The organism is Flavisolibacter nicotianae (assembly GCF_003628535.1).
Lineage (GTDB): Bacteria > Bacteroidota > Bacteroidia > Chitinophagales > Chitinophagaceae > Flavisolibacter > Flavisolibacter nicotianae.
Window position 1 is genome coordinate 382,783 of sequence record NZ_RBCI01000001.1, and the last position, 24,174, is coordinate 406,956.

Here is a 24,174-nt window from a genome sequence, read left to right on the forward strand (position 1 = left end):
CCAAGTTTGCGGAAAGATAGAGAAGAAACATACTGCCGCTGTCGAAGCAATGTTAAATAACGTTGCCGTGCAGGACTGTTTTTTGCTGGTAGACAGGTACCATCCGGTGAAAAACTTTTTATTTGTAAAAAGCGAGGCGATGAACGATCCCGGTAAGATGAAAAAACTGGAAGAAGAAATGGCCCGTCTTTCCCTGCAGTTGCAGGAACAGGCGCAAACCATTCACCGGTTGCAGGACGAACTCCGCCAACTCTCCGGAACAAAAGCGCAGGAATCACCGGTTCGTCGCACCGTTTTGCCGCATGCTTCGCTGGAAAACCTCATTGGTCTGCGCCTGATCCACCTTGTTGGCATGATCGTGCTGGTCATCGGCCTTTCGCTGGGCGTGAAATACGCCATCGATGCCAACCTCATCTCGGAAAAGATGCGCATCCTCCTCGCCTACCTGGCCAGCGGTGCGCTGTTGTTTTTCTCGTTCCAGCTGCGAAAAGCATATGAAGGCTTCAGCGCCATCCTCTTTAGCGGGGCCATGGCGTCGGTGTATTTTACCACCTATGCAGCCTTTGTCTATTATGCCCTGCTTTCGTTCCCGGCCACCTTCGTGCTGATGGTGCTTTTTACCGTGTACACCGTGTTCGAAGCCATCCGGTACAACCGGCAGGAAATTGCCCTGCTTGGGCTGGTAGGTGCTTACGGCATTCCCTTTCTCATTAGTCCCAACCGGGGCAACCCGCAACTGCTTTTCCTTTACATGACCATCATCAATGCCGGCATCCTGGCGCTGAGCGTTAAAAAGACCTGGATCCTGATGGGCCGCCTGGCGCAAGCCATTACCTGGATCATTTTTATCGCCTGGCTGGTGATGCAGGAATCGATGCAACTCAGGGGAACAGGTCTTCTTTTCATGTGCCTTTTCTTTTTCCTGTTTTTGCTAAACGGCGCTTCGCCCAAACTGGTACGGAAAGAAAAGCTGGATGTGGCCCATTCGTACCAACTGCTCCTGAACAATATTGCCCTGTCGCTTTCGGCGCTGTTTGTCTTTGGGTATTCGTTCGAGAACGCAACGCTTTCGGTAATTGCTCTCTTTCTTTCTCTTTTCGTGGCGGCACAAGCCGTTTTATTTCATTACTGGAATGAAGAACAAACACGAACCCTGCTGGGTTCCTATGCCCTGGCGCTGTTTGTTCTGTTTATCGGTTTTCAATGGAAAGGAATCGTAGTGACCCTGCTTTGGCTGCTAACGGCCGTTGTACTGTTTGCGATAGGTGTCAAGCTGAAATCGATCGCCTTGCGCATGGCAGCGATTTCGCTGATGGGAATTACGTTATTGAAACTGCTGGTGCTGGACAGCCTGACCTTTTCGACCGTTCAAAAAGTGATTGCGTATCTTGTTCTGGGAGTGTTGTTGCTGTTGGTTTCTTTTTTCTACCAGAAATTCAAGGAGCGGTTGTTCGGCGAATAGGGAAAAGCATTCCCGGTTTTTGGTAAAAAGAAAAGGCAACCTGCAGCACGGTTTCGCCACTTGCGATGGCACTGTTTTCCGTATTGCTTTTTCTCATTCCAAATCATACACCATGTTCAAACCAATCGTTTTGGCTTCGGCCACACTTGCTTTGCTTCTGCAGGCCTGCAGCCAGTCACCCTCGTCTGCCACGTCCAACAATGCCGGCACGCCGGCAACGGACAGCACTAACCCGCCTGTCGAAACCAAGCCGCCCAACTCCGATTACAAGCCGGCCTTTCCCGGCCAGACGCGGATCAGGGGCGTAAAGACAACCACGCCTTACGAAGCACGGGTGCTGACGTCGGCCCTTAACCACCCCTGGGGCATGACCTCACTCCCCGATGGCCGCCTGCTGATTACAGAGCGGGAAGGGACCATGCGCATTGCCACTACAGCCGGTGTACTTGGCCAGCCCATTACGGGATTGCCCGCGGTAAATTCGAGCGGACAGGGTGGACTGCTGGGACTTACCCTGGATCCTGCGTTCTCCAGCAACCGCCTGGTGTACTGGGTTTTTTCCGATGCAACCCCCGACGGAAACCTAACCGCTGTGGCCAAAGGCAAATTGTCGGCAGATGAAAAAACCATTGAAGGAGCGACGGTGATCTACCGGGCCACGCCTGCACACAACAGCGCCCTGCACTACGGCGGCCGGATCCTGTTTGACCGTTCGGGCAACCTGCTTGTGAGCACCGGCGAACGCTCGGACCTTGAAACAAGGCCCCTGGCCCAGGACCTGAACGCGGCGCTGGGCAAAGTGCTGCGCCTCACCAAAGAAGGAAAGCCCGCCGCGGGCAATCCGTTTGCCGGCCGTGCCGGCGCCCGGCCCGAGATCTTTTCGTATGGGCATCGCAATGTGCAAAGCCTGGCCTTTCATCCCGAAACCGGCGACCTGTGGGAAGCCGAATTTGGCCCCCGCGGCGGCGATGAACTCAACCGCATCGAGGCCGGGAAAAACTATGGCTGGCCCACCATTACCTACGGGCTGGAGTATAGCGGGAAAAAGGTCGGCGACGGCATCACGCAGAAAGAGGGCTTGGAGCAGCCGGTCTATTACTGGGACCCTGTGCTGTCGCCCAGCGGCATGACCTTCTACAGCGGCGACCAGATTCCCGAATGGAAAAACAACTTGTTTATCGGGGGATTGAGCAGCACGCACATTGCCCGATTGGTCATTCAAAACAACAAGGTGACCGGTGAAGAGATGCTGCTCGCCAGCGAAGGCCAGCGCTTCCGCGATGTGCACCAGGGCAAAGACGGCGCCCTGTACGCCGTTACCGATGACGGAAGACTTTACCAGATCCGGAAGAAAAGCTAGCCAAAGCTCGTGTTGAAAAGCAAAGGATAATATGCAGTAAGCAGTATGCAGTTGGCAGTCGAATCTCTACAAACTGTTTATTGCCTACTGCTTCCTCGTTCTTATCCGATTTGTTCCGCTTGAACCGGCATCAATCATGCATTTCGCTGACAAGATTTTTCAAATAATCGAGATGGCTGCCGAATTTGAGCTGGCACAGGCGACGGCTCACAAAATATTGAAACAGCAAAAAGCCTGCATAACTGCCAAACCGCAGCAAAGGCGACAAGCTATGCCATTTGTCCAGCATGCGGTAGTGTTGAAAATAGGGCAGTACTTCGAGTAAAACGATGAAGTAAAGCAGCACAACCCGGAGACCGATCATGTTGCGCCGGAGCCTTGTTTCCAGTACCGCGATCTGCTCCTGCAACGTTGTTTTCACCCGGCCGTCCATGCCTTCGAGCCGGCTGACAATGCGGTAATTGAACCAGGTGTAAACAACCACCCCGGCGCAGAAGACAACATAACTCCAGAACAAAACACTGGTAAGCGCTTTTTGCCAATCGTTTACATTGACCAGGAAAATAAGAATGGGAAGGATGATCATCACCCTGATTTGTTTTAAAAAAGCCCGTTTTAACGCTGCAATGGGGCCATAGCTTTTGTGGTGGATGAGTTCCATGATATCTGTGTTTTTAATTGGTTCGGGACGTTGCTGTTGCCAGGTTTGTTTCAGGTCATCAAGTTCCATGGTCAGTCGTTTTTGTGAGCAGTCGTAATTTTTCTTTGATGCGGTTCATCTTTACCCGCAGGGTGCTGTTGCTGATGCCCAGGATATCTTCCATTTCATCGTAGGAGCGGTCTTCCATGTACAGCATCACGATGGCTTTTTCCACTTCGTTCAGTTGTGCAATGGCCCGGTACAATTGCTGCAGGCGCTCCTCTTCGGCTTTACTGTACGTATCCTCGCTGCTGTTGTGCGGAAGGTTTTCCGGTTCTACCGACGTAATGAAATCTTTTTTTTGCCGCAGCCCGGTAATGGCTGTGTTAATGGCCACCCTGTACAACCAGGTGCTGAACTTTGACTCCCCTTTGAATTTTGGATAGGCTTTCCAAAGCTGGATCACCATCTCCTGGAACAGGTCCTGCCGGTCGGCGTCCGTGGAAGCATAGATGCGGCAAACCTTGTGCAGCAGCCCTTCGTGTTCACGAATGCTTTTTTCAAATGCTTTTTCGGCTTCCCTGTTCTGCAATTGGTAGTTAGTTTAAAAGAATAGTCGCGGTTTGAACTGAAATGTTACAGGCACGAAGAAAAATTTTTTTTGGCAGGAAGAGGTACGCAAAGCCTGCGTGGTTAGCCACGTTTGTCCATTCTGATTTTTATCGCTCCGCAGAGCACCAAGAAAATTGCCGGTGTTAACACCGGCAATTTAAACAACGTGTAATGGTCCTTGTCAGGGACTCTTCGCGGTGAATTTCTGCCCGAAAAAATCACCTCTGTTCCAGGCCGGTGCCGCTTTTTCGTTGCTCACATAATAACCAATCAGGAAATTGACTTTTGCATGCATGGTTGCCGCCGTAAAATCAAATGGCTGCCGCATGTCGTCCTGCGGTGTGTGATAATGTGTACTGCGCCAACCCACATCCGATTTGGAGCGGTCGACGGTATCGGACGGCACGGTTAGAAAACCACTTTTGATAAACAAGGCCGGGATGCCTTTTTTGATAAAGCTGTAATGATCGCTGCGGATAAAAACCACCTGCTCGGGAAACGGGTCAGGACTGATCTTCAGGCCGAGGTCCTGCGCAGTTTTTTGCGTTTGCACGCCCAGGCTGGAATGATCGGCGCCGTAGGGCACAATGTCCAGTACCGGGTGAAAAAAGAAGGGCATGTCGATGGCGAGGTTCGCCACCACTTTTCCCTCTTTCAGCGGCATGTTATTGATAAAATAATCAGAGCCCAGCAAGCCCATCTCCTCTCCCGTTACCACGGCAAAGGCAATGGAACGTTTGGGTGGTGCCGGCAGTGAACGATACGCTTTCGCCACTTCCAGGAGAATGGCATTGCCCGAGGCATCATCGTGTGCACCGTTGTAAATTGAGTCGCCTTTTACAGGAGCGCCAATGCCGAAATGGTCCAGGTGCGCCGAGTAAACCACGTATTCATTTTTCAGCACGGGATCACTGCCTTTTATGATACCAACCAGGTTAGAGCCTTCCACGTTTTTGGTGGCGGTCTTTACACCCATAGCGGCAGAAATATTCAAGGGAAAGGAATGTGATTTTCCTTCTGCCGCCAGTGCAAAGACCTGCTGCGCCGTTGTAGATGCATTGCCAAAAAGAAGGTCGCTGTATTGCGGGTTGAGGGAAGCCACGGCTTTCAGTGTTTCGTAGCTTTTAGCCGCGATGCCGTCGGAGCTGACCCACTTGTACGAACCGTTTTTGCTTCTCCGCACCGCCGCGTCCCACGCCGACGGTTTTACAGTAGGTGGCAGCAGGAGTATCACGCCAACAGCACCCCTTTTGGCAGCTTCCGCATATTTTGCGTCGGCCGTTGCGAAATAGGCTCTTTCGTTTTCGGGAAAGCCTTTTGGTGCTCCCTGTAAATACACCACAATTTTTCCTTTGACATCGATGTCTTTGTAATCGTCGTAGTGAAACTCCGGTGCCGATACGCCAAAGCCCACGAAGACCAGCAGCGCCGTTACCTTTGATTCGGCTGCTGCAAAATAGGGCTGCAGCAAAAATTCCTTTCCATAAGCCAGGCTCTCTTCTTTGTTGTTTTTTCCAGTCAGGGTGAACGTGCTGCTGTTTTCTTCCACCCAGCCCTTTTGCAGGGGAACCTTTTGTACATACGCGGTGTCGCCAATGCCCGGCTGCAAACCCAGTGCAATAAATTGCGACTCCATGTATTTGGAGGCAAGGGCAAATCCTCTTGTGCCCGGCATCCGGCCTTCCACCAGGTCGTCGGCCAGGAAGGTCATGTGGCCTTTGATGGCATCGGGACTGACATTAGCAAGGGTTTGTTTGAGGGCGGGTGTCAACTGGGCAGAAAGGGTATTCACCAGCAACGCGAAGCCGGTGAGTGAAAGCAAAAATCGTTTTTTCATTATGTGCTCGGAAATTAGGTGTTCTACGCAAAAGGCACAAGATAGTGAAGACGGTGATATCCTTTGTTTTCCGGCACTTGCGGCCATACGAGACGCGGATTTTTTCCAGCACCGGTTACCCATTCCCGGATTTTTGCCTGTCGCCTGTCTTACCCGGCGGACCGGGTATCGATTGCCGTGCAAACATGCAACCGGAACAGAGCAGGAAGGGCATTTCGCATAATGCGAAAGGGAAGACCCGGGCTATATTCTCACACCGTTGGACAGCGTGGTATGCTTCACGCCATGGCAGTCGCGGTTGGTCGCACATGAGCTGAAGACAACCAATAGCAGAAGAGCCGTTGAAAAAGAAAGAAGCGCTTTTTTCATGTGCAAATGAAGGGGATTTTCAAAAAAACGTCCCGGTCCGGCTTTTATTGTCTTTGCGCTTTTTTGTCCATTTGTGATGCAGCCGCAAAAACGTAATTTTAAAAGCAGCAACGCTTTCTTTAACCAAACCAAACAACATGAAAAAATTTCTCCCCGCCCTGTGGGCTGCGTTTTTGATCCTTGCATCCTGCAGCAACGACAAGGCCAAAGTAAAAAGCATTCAAAAGAACGAAGACGGCTCCTCCACAACCACCACGGTTGACATGCAAAAAATGGCTGAAGCATCCGACAAGTCGCAGGAAAAGATTGAGGAACTGAAAAAACTCACGCCCCTGCGCCTGGACCAACTGAAAGCCCTGCTGCCCGAAGAACTGGCCGGCATGAAACGCAGCAGCTACAACACCAGCAGCACCATGGGCTATGCCATGGCAGAAGGAACCTACCGGAAAGATGACTCCACCGAACTGAAAGTGGTCGTGTACGATTGCGCCGGGGAAGCCGGTTCGGCCTTGTACACCATGACCTACTGGGGCGCCATGAACTTCCAGCAGGAAAGCGATAAGGAATACACCAAGACCATCGACTTTAAAGGGGTCAAGGCCATTGAAAACTATAAAAAAGAAGGGAATGAGTCTTCGCTCACCTACGTGAGCAACGACAGGCTCCTGGTGGTGCTGAATGGCACGAACCTAAAGCCCGATGAAGTCAAAGAAGCGGCCAATCATCTTTCGCTAAACCTGTAAAAAAATGTCCCGCTTTCGCGGGACATTTTTTTATTTCAACACACCCAGGTCTTTTCCAATCCGGGTAAAGGCTTCAATTGCTTTGTCCAGGTGCGCCTGCTCGTGGGCCGCACTGATCTGCACCCGGATGCGGGCCTGCCCCTTGGGCACCACGGGAAAAAAGAAGCCGATCACATAAATACCTTCCTGCAGCAGGGCATCGGCAAATTTTGCGGCCAAAACCGAATCATAGAGCATGATGGGCACGATCGGGTGCTCGCCGGGCTTGATGTCGAAGCCCGCTTCCGTCATCTTGCTGCGGAAGTATTTTGTATTGTTTTCCAGTTTATCTCTGAGCTCTGTTGTTTCGCTCAGCATGTCCAGCACCGCAATGGACGCACCGGCTATGGACGGCGCCAGGGTATTGGAGAAAAGGTAGGGACGGCTGCGCTGGCGGAGGATCTCGATGATCTCTTTGCGTCCGCTGGTAAAGCCGCCGCTGGCGCCGCCAAGTGCCTTTCCGAGGGTGCCGGTGATGATATCGATGCGCCCCATCACATTGCGGTATTCGTGGGTACCACGGCCGGTTTTGCCCACAAAGCCCGAAGCATGGCTTTCATCCATCATCACGATGGCGTCGTATTTGTCGGCGAGGTCGCAGATCTTGTCCAGTTGGGCAATCGTCCCATCCATGCTGAACACGCCGTCGGTGACAATGATGCGGCTGCGCAGGTGGGCACTTTCCTTCAGCTTTGCTTCGAGGTCGTCCATGTTGTTGTGCTCGTAGCGGTACCGCTGCGCCTTGCACAGGCGAACACCGTCGATGATGGAAGCATGGTTCAGCGCATCGGAAATGATGGCATCCTGCTCGTTGAAGAGGGGTTCGAACACACCACCGTTAGCATCAAAGGCTGCGACATACAGAATCGTGTCTTCCGTGCCGAGGAATTTTGCCAGCTTCGCCTCCAGTTCTTTGTGTATATCCTGCGTGCCGCAAATGAACCGCACGGAACTCATGCCGTAACCGCGGCTGTCGATGTAGTGGTGTGCCGCTTCAATTGTTTTTGAGTGAGAAGACAGGCCTAAATAGTTATTCGCACAAAAATTCAACACCTGCTTTCCATTCACCGTGATCTCCGCACCCTGCGGCGAGGTAATGATCCGCTCGTTTTTATAGAGACCAGAATCTTTGATTTCCTGGATTTCTGTTCGTAACCGTTCAATGAATTTGTCGTTCATACAGCGTGATTTAAAAAGAAGGCAAAAGTAAAAATTCAGGCGCCAAAAAAGACAAGGCCCCGCCGGGGAAACCGCTTTTTGAATTTTACCGTTTGACTTTTGACTTCCTCCCGCATCTTTGCCCCCATTTTTATCTATGAACCTGCCAAACACCATCCTTGAAAAACTGATCATCCATTACGTTGGAAACAAAAACAACAACGATCCCTTTCTGCTGTCGCCAAAACCGGCGGAGCTTTCCGACGAAAACCTGTACATCATCCAGGACAGCTTTCTGGGCCGGTTTAAAAACAACCACGAACACTATTCCTTCAAGCACGACTCGTCGCTGCAATACCACGAGCTTTACCAATACTGCAAGCAGTTGTTTGATGACGCCGAAACCTTCGAGGACGTGTCGGGCAACATTGCCAAACACCTGTACAACCATTCCACACATCCCAAGGTAAAGGGCGGTGAATTTTACATTGCCTACTTCAACGGCCTGCCGGTGGAAAGCCGCGTTTGCAAGGCTATCGGGCTTTTCAAAACAGAGAACAAGGCCTTTTTCCTGGACGTGGAGCAGGACGGCCAGGGCATCCAGCTCAACATGAAAGAAGGCGTGGAAGTGACCAAGGTGGACAAAGGATGCCTGATTATCGGCCACAAGGAAGATGAAGGCTACGACGTGTTGCTCTTCGACAACCAAAACCGTGGAGAGGAAGCGCAGTACTGGAAGGAAAAATTCCTCGCCGTTGCGCCGCAGAAAAACGAGTTCCATACCACCCACCATTTTTTAACGCTGACCAAGCAATTCATCACCGGGCCGCTGGAGGAAGAATTGAAAGTGCCAAAGAACGAACAGGTGGAATTGCTGCACAAGTCCATCGACTATTTCAAGAGCCACGACAGCTTCGACATTGACGAATTTCAAACCGAAGTCTTCGCGCAGGACGACCGCATCGAAGCCTTCCGGAACTTTGGCTCCCGCTACATCGAAAGCAATGAATTTGAACTGGCCGCCCAGTTTGACATTTCCCCTGAAGCCGTCAAGAAACAAAGCCGCATTTTTAAAAGTGTGATCAAGCTGGATCGGAACTTTCATATCTATGTACATGGCCGAACCGATCTCATTGAAAAAGGGGTGGACATGGACGGCCGGAAATATTACAAGATCTATTACCAGGATGAAGTGTAGGAAACAGACGAACAGAAGAAGTTTTTCACTGTTCCTCTTTTTTTCAAATAGCAGCCAGTCCGAAAGCCGGAGAACAGGTTGAACCGCAAACCACTTCGACATTCATCATTCCTTGCTTTTCTGTACTTCTGTTCAAAAAAGTTTAATACTCCTGTAACATTCAGCCAACTACCTTCGTCTAATCCATAAACCACGACCATGCAAAAGTTTTTTACACAAAAAGCTTTTCTCCTGCTGACGCTTTTCTTTATCCTGATCGCCGGATTTTCCTTTGCCGCTTTTCGTGAAACAGAACAGGTTTGCACCCAGGTGAAAAGCTGCTGCAAGATGACACAACCGGCCAGGAGCAGCGAGATGCTTTGGGAGGTGGTTTCCCGCCAGTTTCTTTCGCTTGTTTCCCTCTAAAAAAATTTTCCATCTTCTGTAACTTTATCGGCACCCAGGCGTTTCACTGCTGGAACAAAGCCCGTTTTGCTGACTGATTATGACCGAAAAAGAGTACAATGACTGTGTGAACCTATACGCCGATAACGTGTACCGGTTTATCGTGAAAAATCTTCGTCACGAGGAAGATGCCCGTGACGTCGTACAAACAGCCTTTGAAAAACTCTGGCGGTCACGCGACGAGGTGGACAACGGCAAGTGCAAATCCTTTCTCTTTACCGTAGCGTACAACTGCATGATCGACCACCTGCGGAAGGTAAAGCGGGTGTACCTGAAAGAAGAGTTCAGGGAAGAGGCCAGGATCAGCGACCGGCCACACAACAACACCCGGCAAATCCTGGAGCGTGCCCTTGCAAAGCTGAGCGAGACGCAGCGTTCTTTGGTTCTTTTAAAAGATTACGAAGGATACAGCTACGGGGAGATCGGGCAGATCATGAACCTGAGCGAAAGCCAAGTAAAAGTGTACCTGCACCGGGCCCGCCTTCAATTAAAAGACTACATTGTAAAAGTGGAAAATGTCATCTAACACAAACGATACAATCAACCTGGGCAACTACGAAGAGTGGTTCATCCTGTACATGGATGACGAGTTGGGCACGGAAGACAAACGGATGGTCGACAACTTCCTGCTTCTGCACCCGCAACTCCAGGAAGAGATGGACGTTCTGCTGAGCACCAAATTACCCGCGGATGGAATCACCTTCGCAGGCAAAGAAGAGTTGAAAGCCGAGGCCATGAAGCTGAATGCGGTGGATGAGAATCTTTTGCTTTACCTCGATAACGAGCTTCCGGCAGCCGGGAAAAAAGCGGTGGAGGAAAGGCTTGCAGCCGACCAGGATTATCGCCTCCAGCATGCCCTGCTGCAACAAACCAGACTGGATGCATCCGAGGTTATTCTTCATCCCAATAAGAAAGAACTTTATCGCCATACAGAAGCTGTCATCTTCTTTCCCCTGTGGCTGCGGATCGCTGCCGTCGTGGTGCTGATCTTATTTGCAGCCTTCTTCTTTGTCTTTACTACCAACCAGCAACCGGCCAACGGTTATGCGATACAGGTAAACAAGCCGCTTCCGTTACCGGAAAATCGGCTGCCCGGAAACCAGCCGGCGGAAAACAGTCTTCCGCTGCAGCAACAAACAGCCACTGTAAATACTGCCAGAAAAGACAGGCCCGTCATCCGCCCGGACGTCAAACAGGCCGTTCAGGTAGTGGATAAGAAAAAAACCATCGAGCCTATCACGCCTGCCGACCAACAGGTTGAAATGACTGCTTTGCAGGAAGCACCGGCTGTCCATATAGAAGCCGCCAAACTGAATGCACAACCGGCAATGGCCATTAACATTCCTGTAGCAACTCCGGCTGTAACATCGGCTACACCTGCTACGTATAAAGATCAAAGCAACCCCGAAATAACTGCAGGTATCGAGGGGGACGACAGATCGAACAGAACACCGGCCAAGGGCTTCCTGCGCAAGGTCTCCCGGTTTTTGGAACGGCGCACCGGAATCGGTACCGTCAATGCAGACAACGAACTGCTGGTGGGTGCCGTGGCGCTGAAACTTAACTAATCAAACAAATGAATTTTATGAAAAGAACTGTACTTGCACTGCTGGCAACCGGCATGGCCCTGACCTCCTTTGCCCAGGCCGACACAACGGCCCCGAAAGCGGACACCATCAAGATCGGCGGCATGATCATCATTAAAAAATCCGGCCGCAACAAAGACGAAGGCCGCGAGGTGATCATCTCCAACCGTCACCGGAAAAATCCCAACATCTCTACCAACTGGTGGATCGTCGACCTTGGCTTTGCCAATTACAAAGACGAAACAAATTATGCAGCGGCCCAGCAAAGCGGCTTTGTCTCCACCGATTTTACCAGCAAAGACAACCTGAAACTGCGCACCGGCAAATCGGTCAACGTCAACATCTGGGCTTTTCAGCAACGGCTCAACCTTGTAAAGCACGTGGTGAACCTGAAATACGGCTTGGGCGTAGAACTGAACAACTACCGCTTCGACAACGAAGAAGTACGGTTTAGCAAGAACCCGACAAAGGTTAGCATCGATCCTTCGCTGCAGGGAGCGGGCAAAAACAAGCTGGCGGCCGATTACGCCACCATCCCGATGATGCTGAACTTCAACTTTACCCCGGGCCGCCGAAATGGCTTTGGCTTTAGCGCCGGCGCCAGCGTGGGTTACCTCTACTCGGCCCGCCAGAAGATCAAGGACGATGGCAAAAAGACAAAGCTGCACGATGACTTTAACCTTGAGAAATGGAAAGTCTCCTACATCGCCGAACTAACGCTGGGCCCTGTACGTCTCTACGGATCGATGGCCACCAGGAACATGTGGGAAAAGGGCCTGGACATGACTCCCTACAATGTCGGCATCCGCTTCAGCCATTTTTAAACCGGCATTCACATTTTTTCGAAGACCCGCTCACGGCACTGAGTGGGTCTTCTTTTTTATCGGTAACCGGAAACCACGCAGACGACCGGGGATTTTTCCGCGGTGCCGAATCCCTTCGCCTTCATTTTTACGGCGTTCGCCGAAAATCACCTTTCCCTGCAAAGGCTGGCTTCATTTTTCGTCGAAAAAGAAATCTATTCACATCGGCTGAAACCTGCCTCCCGCAAACGTTTCCGCCGGCTGCGAAAAACTTTTTCACGTAAAAAATAAAATCGAAATCCTGCCGTTTTGAAGGCAGACAAACGCAAATCCTTTACGGACACATGAAAACCGCCCTTCTATTGACAACCTGCATCCTGGCTTCCGGTGGTCTTATGCTGACCAAATCTGCCAACGATGCGTTAAACTGGCGCAGCAACGCCACCGTTACCAAAGCGAAAACCCTCAGTGCAACCCGGCGCATGTCCACCAATCCCATTGCACCGATGTATATCGTTGTGGACAAGAAAAAGTATGAACTGAGTGTATACGATGCCAAGGGATGGTTTGCCACCTACCCGGTGGTGTTTGGCAACAATTCGCTGGACGATAAAAGAATGGAAGGCGACCGCAAAACGCCGGAAGGACAGTTTAAAATCAACCAAAAACGGCCGCATGAAAAATGGGACCGTTATATGGGAATTGATTATCCCAACCAGGAAAGCATTGCCAAGTTCAACATGCGCAAGCAACGGGGCGAAATTCCTTCCTGGGCAAAACCGGGCGGCGGCATCGGAATTCACGGCACCTGGCCCGACGACGATTATGTCGTGGACCACTTCCGCAACTGGACCAACGGCTGCATTTCGCTCAAGCGCCATGACGTGGAAGACCTGTACAGCTACATCCCGGTCGGCACGCCGGTGTACATCCGGAAGTGAAAGGTGAGACGCCAGACCTGAAACATGAAAAACCTGTAGATAAAAACAGCCTGTCAAACGACAGGCTGTTTTGTTTTTCATTACCTATTTTATCCGCTGGAAATTGCATAAACAAAGGCCACACTGGTTTCACCTTTCCCGTCTGCCGTTTCACATCCTCACAGCTTGCCCTTTGCTATTTCTTCCACCACAGCGGGGTCGAGCAGGGTTGTCGTGTCGCCAAAGTTGTGGCTTTCGCCTTCGGCGATCTTCCGTAAAATGCGGCGCATGATCTTTCCGCTGCGGGTCTTGGGCAGGCCGGGAACAAACTGGATCTTGTCCGGCTTGGCAATCGGACCGATGATCCGGGAAACCGTTTGCAAAATGTTTTGCCGCATGTCGTCCTGGCTGCCGTGCATGTGCTGGCAGATGACATAGGCATAAATGCCCTGGCCCTTGATATCGTGCGGGTAGCCAACAACGGCGCTTTCCACCACGTCGCTGTGCATGTTGATGGCGTTCTCCACTTCGGCCGTGCCGATGCGGTGGCCGCTGACGTTGAGCACATCATCGACGCGGCCGGTGATGCGGTAGTTGCCCTCTTCATCACGCAGGGCGCCGTCGCCTGTAAAATATAAATCCTCGTAGGTAGAGAAATAGGTCTTGCGGCAGCGCTCGTGATCGCCGTAGGTCGTGCGCAGGATCCCAGGCCACGGTGCTTTGATGCAAAGATTGCCGGCGGCAGGGTTGCCGGTGATTTCTGTCCCGTTCTCATCCACCAAAACCGGCTGCACCCCGGGCATGGGCAGCGTGGCCCAACTGGGTTTGGCTGGTGTCACCCCGGCCAGGTTGGAAATCAACGTGCCGCCGGTTTCGGTTTGCCACCAGGTATCCACGATCGGGCACCTTCCTTTGCCAATGTGCTCGTCGTACCAATGCCAGGCTTCTTCATTAATCGGTTCACCCACCGTGCCCAATACTTTTAAGGTGGACAGGTCTTTTCCTTCCAGCGGCTTCAGGCCAAAACCCATCAACGACCGGATAGCCGTCGGGGCGGTATAGAGGATATTTACCTTGTGTTTGTCGACAATCTCCCAGAAACGGCCGGCATTGGGCCAGGTGGGCACGCCTTCAAACATCACCGAAGTGGCACCGGCCGCCAGCGGGCCATAAACTATATAGCTGTGGCCTGTAATCCAGCCAATGTCGGCCGTGCAGAAATGAATATCGCCGGGTTGGTATTGAAATACATTGACAAACGTGTAGGCCGTCCAGATCATGTAGCCTGCGCAGGTATGCACCACGCCTTTGGGTTTGCCGGTACTTCCCGAGGTATATAAAATAAACAGGGGATCTTCGGCATCCATCTCTTCGGCCGGGAACGAAACCACGCCCCCTTTCTCAACCTGCGTTTCGGCATGCTCCATTTCATCTTCCCACCACACGTCCCGCCCCTTGATCATCGAAACCGCTGTTCGGGTACGGGTGTATACGATGACCTTCTTTACCGTTCTGTTGCCGATAAGAGCATCGTCGATCACGTTTTTCAGCGGGATCACTTTTTCACCGCGATAGGCACCGTCGGCGGTAATGATAAATTCGGCACCGGCATCTTCCAGGCGGTCGGCAATGCTTTGGGCCGAAAAGCCGCCAAATACCACGCTGTGTATGGCACCGATGCGGGCACATCCCAGGATGGCATAGGCCAGTTCGGGCACCATGCCCATATAGATGCAAACGCGGTCGCCTTTTTTCACACCGTTGTTTTTCAGCATTTGTGCCACCTGGCACACTCGCTTGTGCAGGCGGTTGTAGGTCACCACCCGCACCCTGTCTTCGGGGTTGTTGGGCTCCCAAATGATGGCCGGCTTCTCGCCCATCTCCGGCAGGTAGCGATCGATACAGTTTTCGGTGATGTTCAGCTTGCCGTTCAAAAACCATTTGACATTGGGTTCTTTGAAATTCCACTCGAGGACCCTGTCCCATTTTTTTCGCCAGTGAAAATGTTCTGCTACGCTGCTCCAGAATGCTTCTGGGTCGTTGACGCTTTTTTCGTAGGCCGCTTTGTATTCATCCAATGATCTGATCTGATAAGGGTAAGCCATACAATTGATTTGGGCCATAAACTTAGCCAAAACTCAGAATTTAAAACGTGGTGGGGAAAATGTAGGCCGGGCGCCGCCGATATGATTCTCAACCGTTGTTAACACGAATTAACGGTTATTTAGTGCCCGTTCGTTGTATTGTAAGCTGTAAACAATAAATTTGCAGCCCGGTGAAAAAGCGCAAACAAATCTATACATTCAGCAATGTTTTTTCCAGCATCATGATGCTGGCGATGCTGACGTGGCTGACCGTTTGCCTCCCGATTGTAAACCAAAGCCAGAAGGTGGCCAAGGTGCAAACCGAACAAACCGACAACGACGCGGATAACGATAGCGGCAACCCGCTGACGAACACGAACGAAGAAAAAAGCGAAAGCGGAACGTCGCTGCTGTCGGAATATCTTCACGAAGTGCCGCAGCACGAACGCCACTTTATCACGCTAACGACGTACTACAAATGTCATCCGTCCTCTGTCTATACCGCGTTTCACCCTGAACTTGTCATTCCTCCTCCCGAAGCATAAGGTCATTTCCATTCATTTTTTATTGCTGCGATTTGCTTGCTGCAGAAAACCGTTTCTGCTCCTGTCTTCCATTTCCTGACCTTAAATTTTCGCAAGATGAAGCGTACAAGCTTTTCCTTTAAAAATCTTGGGACGGACCTTCCTTCCTCGATTGTTGTCTTTCTCGTAGCCCTGCCCCTGTGTTTGGGCGTTGCATTGGCCTCCAATGCACCATTATTCAGCGGATTGATCGCCGGCTTTGTCGGCGGCATCGTAGTCGGGTCGCTGAGCGGCTCGCAATTAAGCGTAAGCGGACCGGCAGCCGGCCTGACGGCAATCGTAGCCGCCGCCATTTTAAAACTGCCGTCGTTCGAGGCCTTTTTGTTTGCGGTTGTTGTCTGCGGTTTGTTGCAGTTGATCCTCGGCTTTTTAAAAGCCGGTGTGATCGGCGATTATATTCCCAACAGCGTGATCAAAGGCATGCTGGCCGCCATTGGCCTGATCCTCATCCTGAAACAGTTTCCGCACCTGGTGGGGTACGACGCCGACCCCGAAGGCGACACCGCCTTTGTACAAACGAATAACGAAACCACGTTCTCGGGGATCGCGAATGCGTTCCGGTACATTACACCCGTAGCCGTGCTGATTGGCGGTCTGGGTTTGCTTTTCCAGATTTTATGGGAAAAGTTTACGGCCAAAAAGAAAGGGTTTATCAAACTGATCCCCGCTCCGCTGGTGGTTGTGCTGATTGGCATCGGCATCAACGAAATCTTTAAAAATTCCGGTGCCGCCTACGCAATCGACCCCAAGCACATGGTGTCGATCCCGGTGGCCAGCTCTGGCCGCGAGTTTTTTTCATTCTTCACGGCTCCCGACTTCAGCATATGGACCAACAAAGACGTGTGGATTACCGGCCTGACACTGGCGCTGGTTGCCAGCCTGGAAACCTTGTTAAGCATTGAAGCGATCGACAATCTCGATACCTACCACCGCGTGACCAACAAAGACCGTGAGCTGAAAGCACAAGGCATCGGCAACATGGTTTCCGGTCTTTTGGGTGGGTTGCCGGTAACGTCGGTGATTGTGCGCTCATCGGCCAATGTCAACGCCGGCGCACAGTCCAAGTTGTCAACCATTCTGCATGGTTTGTTGTTGTTGCTTTGCGTGGCTTTTATTCCTGTTTTGCTGAACCTGATTCCGAAAGCGGCCCTGGCAGCCGTCCTGATTTACACTGGTTACAAACTGGCCAAGCCGGCCCTTTTCAAAGAGCACTATAAAAAGGGCTGGGACCAGTTTTTCCCCTTTGTGATCACCATTGCCGCCATCCTTTTAACGGACCTGCTGATTGGCGTGATGATCGGGATTGGCGTGGGCATTTTCTTTGTGATGCACAGCAATTTCAAATCGGCGGTTTTCATTGTGCACGACGAAAACAAATACCTGTTTCGCCTGCGCAAGGATGTTTCCTTCCTGAACAAACCCATTATCAAAAACAAACTGGAAGAAGTGCCGGAGAACGCCTCCGTGCTCATTGATGCCAGCCGTGCCGATTTTATCGACAAGGACATTGTGGAAGTGATCGAGGATTTTATGGCGCATGCACCGCTGAAAAACATCTATGTTGAAATCAAGTCGAGCTCGTACAAAAACCAGGGCTTCAGCCAATCCATCGTGGGCCACGACAAAGCAAAAGCGGATGGCATCCGCACAGAAGAACATCAATTAGAAACAGTATAAGAATACATTTGCAAACAGCGAAAGGAGGAATTTATGCATTCATACGAAAAATTGTTACTGGAAAACAAGGCCTGGGCATCGGAACAAGTTGCCGATGACCCCCAATACTTTGAGCGCCTTGCTCATTTACAGAAACCCGAATTTTTATGGATCGGCTGCAGCGACAGCCGTGTGCCGGCTGATAAAATCACGGGCACGCAACCGGGTGAAATTTTTGTGCACCGCAACGTAGCCAACCTGGTGGTGAACACCGATGTCAACCTGCTGGCCGTGCTGGATTATGCCGTTACGCACCTGAAAGTGCGGCACGTGATCGTCTGCGGCCATTACGGTTGTGGCGGTGTTAAGGCGGCAGCCACGAAAACGGATTTCAAACCCGTGTTGAACATGTGGCTGCGCAACATCAAAGACGTGATCCGTCACCACCGCGACGAACTCGACGCCATCGCGGATGAGGAGCAGCGCAGCGACAGGCTGGTGGAATTGAACGTGATTGAACAGGTGTACAACCTGGCCAAGACCACCATTATCCAGCGCTGCTGGCAAAAAGAACAACGGCCGCATTTGCATGGCTGGGTCTATGGCTTAAAGGATGGCATCATCAAACCGGTATTTGAGATGAACGCCGGCACGCACATCGACGAAATTTACGAATACGACAACCTGTAAAAAGTGTTTGGTGTTTTAAAGCCCTCGCAGAAGCGAGGGCTTTTTGTTTTTTGCCTTTCCTGTTTTTGAAATTACCGGAACGGAAAAAGTTTCTTCTACGTAAAACATCTTCCCTATTTTTAAAACTTAACCCATTACTACCGATTGCATGGCAGCACCCAAAGGAATCTGGAAAGTTATTACCGCATCTTCTGTCGGTACCCTGATCGAATGGTACGATTTCTACATTTTTGGCAGTTTGTCCACCATCATTGCCGCCAAGTTTTTCCCGGCCGAAAATCCAACGGCAGCCCTTCTGTCTACCCTGGCCACTTTTGCCGCCGGCTTTATCGTGCGGCCTTTTGGCGCCCTGGTATTCGGGCGGCTCGGCGACCTGATTGGAAGAAAATACACCTTCCTTCTCACCCTTGTGATCATGGGCCTTTCTACCTTTTTGATCGGTTGCATCCCGGCCTATGAAACCATCGGCGCATGGGCGCCTTCGCTGGTTTTGCTGCTCCGGCTGTTGCAAGGTCTTGCGCTGGGTGGCGAGTACGGTGGCGCGGCGACTTACGTTGCCGAACACACCACCGCACACAGGCGGGGCTTTTACACCAGTTGGATCCAAACAACGGCCACGCTGGGCCTGTTCCTTTCTCTTGGGGTCATTCTTTCCATCCGCCGGCTGGTTGGCGTGGATGAATTTACCAACGGGCAGGGCTGGCGCTACCCGTTCCTGCTTTCTATTGTGCTGGTGCTTGTTTCCATCTTCATTCGTTTGCGGATGAATGAGTCGCCGCTGTTTGAAAAACTGAAAACGGAAGGCAAGACGTCCGTCAACCCCCTGAAGGAAAGTTTTGGTCACAAGGCCAATTTCAAAATGGTGCTGCTGGCGCTTTTCGGCGTTACGATGGGACAAGGCGTGATCTGGTACACCGGCCAGTTTTATGCACAAACATTTTTGCTCAGCAAGTGCAACCTGGATTATGAACAGGCCAACACCATCATCCTGATTGCCCTTGTCATTGCCACGCCTTTCTTTGTGCTTTTCGGAAGCCTGTCCGACAAATGGGGACGCAAAAACATCATGATGGCCGGCATCCTGTTGGGCGTTTTGCTCTACCGGCCCATCTTCAACGAAATTTACCTGACAGCCGATGTCACGCACAAAGACATTACAGAAACCACGTCGTCGCAAGTGACCAATGCCGTTAAGATGCAAACCATCACCACCGTTTTCAAAACCTTTGCCGACGATAGCCGCCTGAAAACGACTGCCACCAAACATGTCGGTGAACCGGTGATTAAAAATGAGGTCACGCTAAGCAGTCGTGACAAATGGAAAGTTGTGGGCCTGGTGGCGCTGATGGTACTTTTCGTAACGATGGTTTACGGCCCTGTGGCGGCCTTCCTGGTGGAACTGTTCCCAACCAAGATTCGCTATACCTCCATGTCGCTGCCTTACCATATCGGCAACGGCGTGTTTGGCGGGCTGGTGCCATTCCTGGCAACACTGATCACCACCATCAAAGGCACCGATCACCTTTCGGGACTTTGGTACCCGATTGGCGTAGGCGCCCTCAGTTTCATCATCGGGTCGCTTTACCTGTCCAATAAAATTCATGAAGATGTAACGGAGTAAGTGATGAGTATTTAAAACGAACTTTCATATGAAACAAGTGAAACGCATTTTAGGGATTGTGTGGATGCTGATTGGTCCTGCCGCCATCATCCTGCTGTTGTGGGGCGCTGCCAACAACATCAACCCCGCCGGTCATGGCGATATCAACAAACCACTTCCCTGGATCATCATCATTTCCATTTTTACGCCGGTTGCCGCCGGCCTGACCGTATTTGGCTGGTATGCCTGGAAAGGTGAGTTTGACGATGTGGAACACATTGCAGATGAGTTATAGCAAACGTGAAACATCATTACGCAGTAGTCCCCTCTTTGCACAAAGCGGTAATTGCAAAAAGTATGTTGAACCTTTCCTTCAATCGTTCATCTGTTCCTCAGTTAAATTTGCTCCATGTCCATCACGGTAAAAAATCTCACGAAAACGTACGGCGAGCAACGAGCGGTTGACAACATTTCCTTTACGGTGAACAGGGGCGAGATCGTTGGCTTCCTTGGTCCCAACGGGGCCGGCAAAAGCACTACCATGAAAATGATCACGGGCTACCTGGCACCCGACGGTGGCGACATTACCGTCAGTGACGTGGATGTGACCAGGGACCCGCATAGCGCCAAGCAAAAGATTGGCTACCTGCCCGAGTCCAATGCGCTTTACTACGATATGTACGTTAAGGAATACCTGGATTTTATTGCCGATGTACACCGGATCAGCAACAAGCAGGCAGCCATCGACGGCGTGATCGAACAGGTGGGACTCACCAAAGAAAAAGCAAAAAAGGTGGGGCAGCTTTCCAAAGGCTACAAGCAGCGGGTTGGCCTGGCGGCGGCCCTTTTGCACAACCCCGAAGTGCTGATCCTGGACGAACCAACAAGCGGCCTGGACCCCAACCAAATCATCGAGATCCGCAACGTCATCAAGGAACAGGGCAAAGACAAACTGGTGCTTTTTTCCTCGCACATTTTACAGGAAGTGGAAGCCATTTGCGACCGCGTCATCATCATCAACAAAGGCCGGATCGTGGCCGATGACAAACTCGCCAACCTGCAGCAACGCTCCACCACCAACCTTGTACGGGTACAGTTCAAGGAAGCCTTGGAGGCCGAGTGGCTGCGCCGTTTGGCGGGTGTCAAAAAGGTGAACAAGGTGGATGCAAACACCTGGACACTGGAAACCGACGAGCCGGAAGCCGTTCGCAAAGCACTCCTGCAATTATCAGTGGAGCAAAACCTGAACATCGTATCCCTGCAAAGCGAAAACCAGAGCCTGGAAGAAATCTTCAGGCAACTCACCACGGCCTGAACAAGCTCTAAAAAAAGCGCCGGCTTTTTGTTAAAAGCCGGCGCATGTAATGTACAATACCGGTTTCAGTCTGACAGCTGAATAGTAGGATAATAAGATATTGGGATATTTTCTTCCATCAATATCCCAATATCAGCTACGAAAGAAAAAAAGTATCATTTATCGATCTTAAAATGCCTGTTTGGCAAAATCTCCCGCATAAATAATGACCAGTTTTGACGGGTCAAAATACTTGCGCATGGCCGCATTCACGGCATCCGGCGTCAAGGCTTTTACCTTGTTTTCAAACTGTAAAAAATCAGCCAGGTCACGTTCGTCCCGCAAATAACTGCGAAGCAGGTTGGCAAGGAACTCGTTGGAGCCAAGGGAGGTTTTGTTTTGCTCCAGCAGGCTGCCAACCGATTTTTCCAGTTCGTCCTTGGTAAAGCCTCCTTTGATGGCTCTGTCGATCTCCTGGCGCAGGGCGGAATCGACTCTGCCCCTGTATAATGGATTGTACGCTGCATACAAGCCCCAGTTGGCTACATCGTACTTGTATTGCGCATTCATGAATGTACCAGCGCCATAGCTCATTCCTTCATTTTCACGAAGGCGCTGCGGAATGCGGGAGGAAAGAAAAGCACCACCACCCAGCAGTTCGTTGGCCATGTACACCGCCGGGTAATCGGGATGACGCTGCGAAATCTTCAGGTTGATGACTCCCAAGGCAGCGGCATTGGTCTTGTCCGGTGTGTTGATCGTGGCTACTTCCGATTTGACCTCGAAATACCGGGGCTCCAACAGGGCGAAAGAAGCCTTGCTATTCCATTTGCCAAATGACGACTGCAAAAAATCGGTTACCTGCTTTTTATCCAGCTCACCCACAAAAGAGCTGATGGAATTGTTAGCGCCGTAAAGCTCTTCGTAAAACTTGCGCACATCATCCAGCTTGACGCTGCCAAGTGCGGCCAGCCGTTCATCAATGCCAGGCTGGTAGAGCGGGTGACCCACCGGATAATGGGAAGCCATCTTTGCCAGTTTGTTTTGCGCCACGTTGAACGGTTCACTCTTGTTGGCCTCGTAGTTGGCCTTCGTGTCCATGACCACTTTTTCAAATTCTGCCGAATCAAATTTGGGGTGATGCAACAGGTCGTCCAGTAGGGAAAGCGCTGCGGCCAGGTTTTGCTGATCGGTATTGATCCGCACCAGCAAACCACCCGGCGCATCGTTGAAGGAGATATCTGTTTTAATCCGGTCCAGTTCATCACTGATCTGCTTTTTGGTGCGGGACGTGGTGCCTGTCTTCAGCATCGCGGCGGTGATGGTAGCAATTTCTGCCTTGTTCATGAGGTTATTTTCATCGCCCATGCGCAGTGAAATGCTCGCTGATATCTTCTCTCCTTTTGTGGGTTTTTCCAGTAGCACATACTGCCCGCCGTTGGGCAGTTTGCCCGTCACCAGGTTTTTCTTTATGTTTTCGATGCTGTTCTCAAAGGCTGCTTTCTGTGCCGCTCCCTTTTTGCCCTGGTAGCCGGTGAGCAACTTCTCAATGTCCGGCGTTTCGGCCACTACCGTACGGTCGGGTGCCGCTTCGGGAATAAACAAACCGACCGTGCGGTTGGAGGGCTTGTAATACTTTTTGGCGGCCGCCTGTACATCGCTCACCGTGAGATTTTCAATCTGGTCGCGGTAGCGAAACCACAACCGCCAGTCGCCGGCGCCAATGGCTTCTGTCAGGGCAATGGCAAAGTCGGTGGTCTTGTTGGTCTGGTCTTCAATAAACTTCAGCCGGTTGTTTTTTGCCCGTTGCAGGTCTTCATCGGTGATGACCATCGTGGGAATGGCATCAGCGGCTTTCAGCAATTCCATCCTGGCGCTGTCAATGCTTTTATTCAGGGGAACTTCCACGCCAAAATAGGTAAAGCCCGGGTCGTGCAGGGTTTGGCTATAGCCAAAAACCTTGGAAGCCAGTTTGGTCTCCACCAGTTGCTTATAAAACACACCTGAGGGATTGTTGGTCAGTACCTCTACGAGGGCATCGTTGGCGCCGTAATCGTTCGCCGCTACGGGAGGAGTATGATAACCCATGCCGATGTATTGAATGTCGCCGACGCGGCGCAATACCACGTTGCGTTCGCCGTCCTGCGGCGGTTCAACGGTATAGGTGGGTTGCAGCACTCTCGCCGGCTTGGGAATGGGTCCAAAAAATTGCTGGCTGTAAGCCAGCGCTTTTTTCTCGTCAAATTTGCCGGCGATGACCAGTACCGCGTTGTCAGGCTGGTAATATTTTTTGTAAAACGCTTTCAGGTTTTCCGCTTTCACCCGTTCAATATCTTCTTTGCTGCCGATGGTGGATTTCCCGTAATTGTGCCAGAGGTACATGGACGAAAGGATCCGCTCGTTCAGCACGTTGCCGGGATAGTTTTCCCCGATCTCAAATTCGTTGCGCACCACGCTGAATTCCTTTTTTAATTCTTCGGGCAGAATTTTGGAGTTCACCATGCGGTCGGCCTCCATGTCCAGAGCCCAGCGCAGGTTCTCGTCGGATGCCGAAAGAATTTCGTAATAATTGGTGCGGTCGTACCAGGTGGTGCCGTTGGCCTGTGCGCCCTTATCGGCAATGGCTTTTTTAATGTCGGTAAATTTCTTGCACTGCTTGAACAACATGTGCTCCAGCAGGTGGGCCATGCCGCTTTCTCCATAGCCCTCGTGGCGGGAGCCGACTTTATACACGATGTTCACGGCAATGTTGGTAGAAGATGCATCGGGAATGAGCAACACCCGCAGGCCGTTTTGCAGTTGGTACTCCTTGATGCCTTCCACGGTGGTGACAAGTTTAGGCGTTGCCTGGGCACCTACTTTTTGCAGCGGCAGTAAATAAGCCAGTGCAATGGTAAACAGGAGAATTCGCATAGTCGTTAGTTTATATTAAAGATAATTTTTTATCGTGTCGAACCCGCAGCCAACCGGGGAAGTTTCAAAAGGATAAAGCAACCGCTATCTTGGTCCGAAACAAGCCCGAACAAGCCGGTTCAGGAAATTATTTCCAATAGGAAAAGGCCGCCGTCGTATGACCGATTTTGCCGCTTCTCTGC

At 51.3% G+C, this 24,174-nt stretch carries 22 protein-coding genes; 15 read left to right on the forward strand and 7 right to left on the reverse strand.

The window, feature by feature from the left end; translation table 11 throughout:
- Nucleotides 1–67: 67 nt before the first annotated feature.
- Nucleotides 68–1,462: a DUF2339 domain-containing protein gene (locus D6024_RS01615; protein ID WP_162944467.1), complete on the forward strand. Its 1,395-nt coding sequence runs from the start codon at nt 68–70 to the stop codon at nt 1,460–1,462.
- A 112-nt stretch (nt 1,463–1,574) separates the two neighbouring features.
- Nucleotides 1,575–2,822: a PQQ-dependent sugar dehydrogenase gene (locus D6024_RS01620; protein ID WP_121353449.1), complete on the forward strand. Its 1,248-nt coding sequence runs from the start codon at nt 1,575–1,577 to the stop codon at nt 2,820–2,822.
- A gap of 130 nt (nt 2,823–2,952) precedes the next feature.
- Here the strand turns inward: D6024_RS01620 and D6024_RS01625 are convergent, their stop codons facing one another.
- The 4 genes from D6024_RS01625 to D6024_RS27410 form a co-directional block, all read right to left on the reverse strand.
- On the reverse strand, nt 2,953–3,552 hold the full coding sequence (locus D6024_RS01625; RefSeq protein WP_121352459.1) for a hypothetical protein: 600 nt from the start codon (nt 3,550–3,552) through the stop codon (nt 2,953–2,955).
- Nucleotides 3,542–4,054, reverse strand: coding sequence for an RNA polymerase sigma factor (locus tag D6024_RS01630; protein ID WP_121352460.1), 513 nt, complete (start codon nt 4,052–4,054; stop codon nt 3,542–3,544). The genes D6024_RS01625 and D6024_RS01630 overlap by 11 nt, the downstream gene beginning before the upstream one ends.
- A gap of 201 nt (nt 4,055–4,255) precedes the next feature.
- Nucleotides 4,256–5,911: a M28 family metallopeptidase gene (locus D6024_RS01635; protein ID WP_121352461.1), complete on the reverse strand. Its 1,656-nt coding sequence runs from the start codon at nt 5,909–5,911 to the stop codon at nt 4,256–4,258.
- A 243-nt stretch (nt 5,912–6,154) separates the two neighbouring features.
- Nucleotides 6,155–6,280 (reverse strand): hypothetical protein, encoded by a 126-nt coding sequence (locus tag D6024_RS27410; RefSeq protein ID WP_262670683.1) that lies wholly within the window; start codon nt 6,278–6,280, stop codon nt 6,155–6,157.
- A 137-nt stretch (nt 6,281–6,417) separates the two neighbouring features.
- On the opposite strand from D6024_RS27410, the gene D6024_RS01645 reads away from it, so the two are divergent.
- Nucleotides 6,418–7,023 carry a hypothetical protein gene (locus D6024_RS01645; protein WP_121352463.1) on the forward strand — a complete coding sequence of 202 codons (606 nt, stop codon included), beginning with the start codon at nt 6,418–6,420 and terminating at the stop codon, nt 7,021–7,023.
- 30 nt (nt 7,024–7,053) lie between these two features.
- Here D6024_RS01645 and kbl read toward each other — a convergent pair whose 3' ends face one another.
- Nucleotides 7,054–8,241 (reverse strand): glycine C-acetyltransferase, encoded by a 1,188-nt coding sequence (gene kbl / locus D6024_RS01650; protein WP_121352464.1) that lies wholly within the window; start codon nt 8,239–8,241, stop codon nt 7,054–7,056.
- Between the two features lie 136 nt (nt 8,242–8,377).
- Between kbl and D6024_RS01655 the strand changes: the two genes are divergently transcribed.
- From D6024_RS01655 to D6024_RS01680, 6 genes are all read left to right on the forward strand, one after another.
- Nucleotides 8,378–9,418 carry a nucleoid-associated protein gene (locus D6024_RS01655; RefSeq protein WP_121352465.1) on the forward strand — a complete coding sequence of 347 codons (1,041 nt, stop codon included), beginning with the start codon at nt 8,378–8,380 and terminating at the stop codon, nt 9,416–9,418.
- Between the two features lie 198 nt (nt 9,419–9,616).
- Nucleotides 9,617–9,823, forward strand: coding sequence for a hypothetical protein (locus D6024_RS01660; RefSeq protein ID WP_121352466.1), 207 nt, complete (start codon nt 9,617–9,619; stop codon nt 9,821–9,823).
- Between the two features lie 106 nt (nt 9,824–9,929).
- Nucleotides 9,930–10,388, forward strand: a complete 459-nt coding sequence (locus tag D6024_RS01665; RefSeq protein WP_240409907.1) for an RNA polymerase sigma factor — start codon at nt 9,930–9,932, stop codon at nt 10,386–10,388.
- Complete coding sequence (locus D6024_RS01670) at nt 10,378–11,430, forward strand: anti-sigma factor family protein (RefSeq protein ID WP_121352468.1); 1,053 nt, start codon at nt 10,378–10,380, stop codon at nt 11,428–11,430. The genes D6024_RS01665 and D6024_RS01670 overlap by 11 nt, the downstream gene beginning before the upstream one ends.
- 17 nt (nt 11,431–11,447) lie before the next feature.
- The gene (locus D6024_RS01675) at nt 11,448–12,272 is read left to right on the forward strand and encodes an outer membrane beta-barrel protein (RefSeq protein WP_162944468.1); all 825 of its coding nucleotides are present in this window, start codon (nt 11,448–11,450) and stop codon (nt 12,270–12,272) included.
- Nucleotides 12,273–12,595: 323 nt separating this feature from the next.
- Nucleotides 12,596–13,192 (forward strand): L,D-transpeptidase family protein, encoded by a 597-nt coding sequence (locus D6024_RS01680; protein WP_121352470.1) that lies wholly within the window; start codon nt 12,596–12,598, stop codon nt 13,190–13,192.
- Between the two features lie 158 nt (nt 13,193–13,350).
- Here the strand turns inward: D6024_RS01680 and acs are convergent, their stop codons facing one another.
- Nucleotides 13,351–15,276, reverse strand: a complete 1,926-nt coding sequence (gene acs, locus D6024_RS01685; protein ID WP_121352471.1) for an acetate--CoA ligase — start codon at nt 15,274–15,276, stop codon at nt 13,351–13,353.
- A gap of 170 nt (nt 15,277–15,446) precedes the next feature.
- Between acs and D6024_RS01690 the strand changes: the two genes are divergently transcribed.
- The 6 genes from D6024_RS01690 (at nt 15,447) to gldA (ending at nt 21,100) form a co-directional block, all read left to right on the forward strand.
- Nucleotides 15,447–15,800 (forward strand): hypothetical protein, encoded by a 354-nt coding sequence (locus tag D6024_RS01690; protein ID WP_121352472.1) that lies wholly within the window; start codon nt 15,447–15,449, stop codon nt 15,798–15,800.
- A 96-nt stretch (nt 15,801–15,896) separates the two neighbouring features.
- Nucleotides 15,897–17,516: a SulP family inorganic anion transporter gene (locus tag D6024_RS01695; RefSeq protein ID WP_121352473.1), complete on the forward strand. Its 1,620-nt coding sequence runs from the start codon at nt 15,897–15,899 to the stop codon at nt 17,514–17,516.
- A 33-nt stretch (nt 17,517–17,549) separates the two neighbouring features.
- Nucleotides 17,550–18,185, forward strand: coding sequence for a carbonic anhydrase (locus D6024_RS01700; RefSeq protein WP_121352474.1), 636 nt, complete (start codon nt 17,550–17,552; stop codon nt 18,183–18,185).
- 148 nt (nt 18,186–18,333) lie between these two features.
- Entirely contained in the window at nt 18,334–19,806 is a 1,473-nt protein-coding gene (locus D6024_RS01705) for an MFS transporter (protein WP_121352475.1), read from the forward strand.
- 28 nt (nt 19,807–19,834) lie between these two features.
- Nucleotides 19,835–20,080 (forward strand): DUF6814 family protein, encoded by a 246-nt coding sequence (locus D6024_RS01710; RefSeq protein ID WP_121352476.1) that lies wholly within the window; start codon nt 19,835–19,837, stop codon nt 20,078–20,080.
- Between the two features lie 114 nt (nt 20,081–20,194).
- Nucleotides 20,195–21,100, forward strand: coding sequence for a gliding motility-associated ABC transporter ATP-binding subunit GldA (gene gldA, locus D6024_RS01715; RefSeq protein ID WP_121352477.1), 906 nt, complete (start codon nt 20,195–20,197; stop codon nt 21,098–21,100).
- Between the two features lie 168 nt (nt 21,101–21,268).
- On the opposite strand, the gene D6024_RS01720 is transcribed toward gldA, so the two are convergent.
- Nucleotides 21,269–23,992, reverse strand: a complete 2,724-nt coding sequence (locus D6024_RS01720; RefSeq protein ID WP_121352478.1) for a M16 family metallopeptidase — start codon at nt 23,990–23,992, stop codon at nt 21,269–21,271.
- Nucleotides 23,993–24,174: the final 182 nt, after the last annotated feature.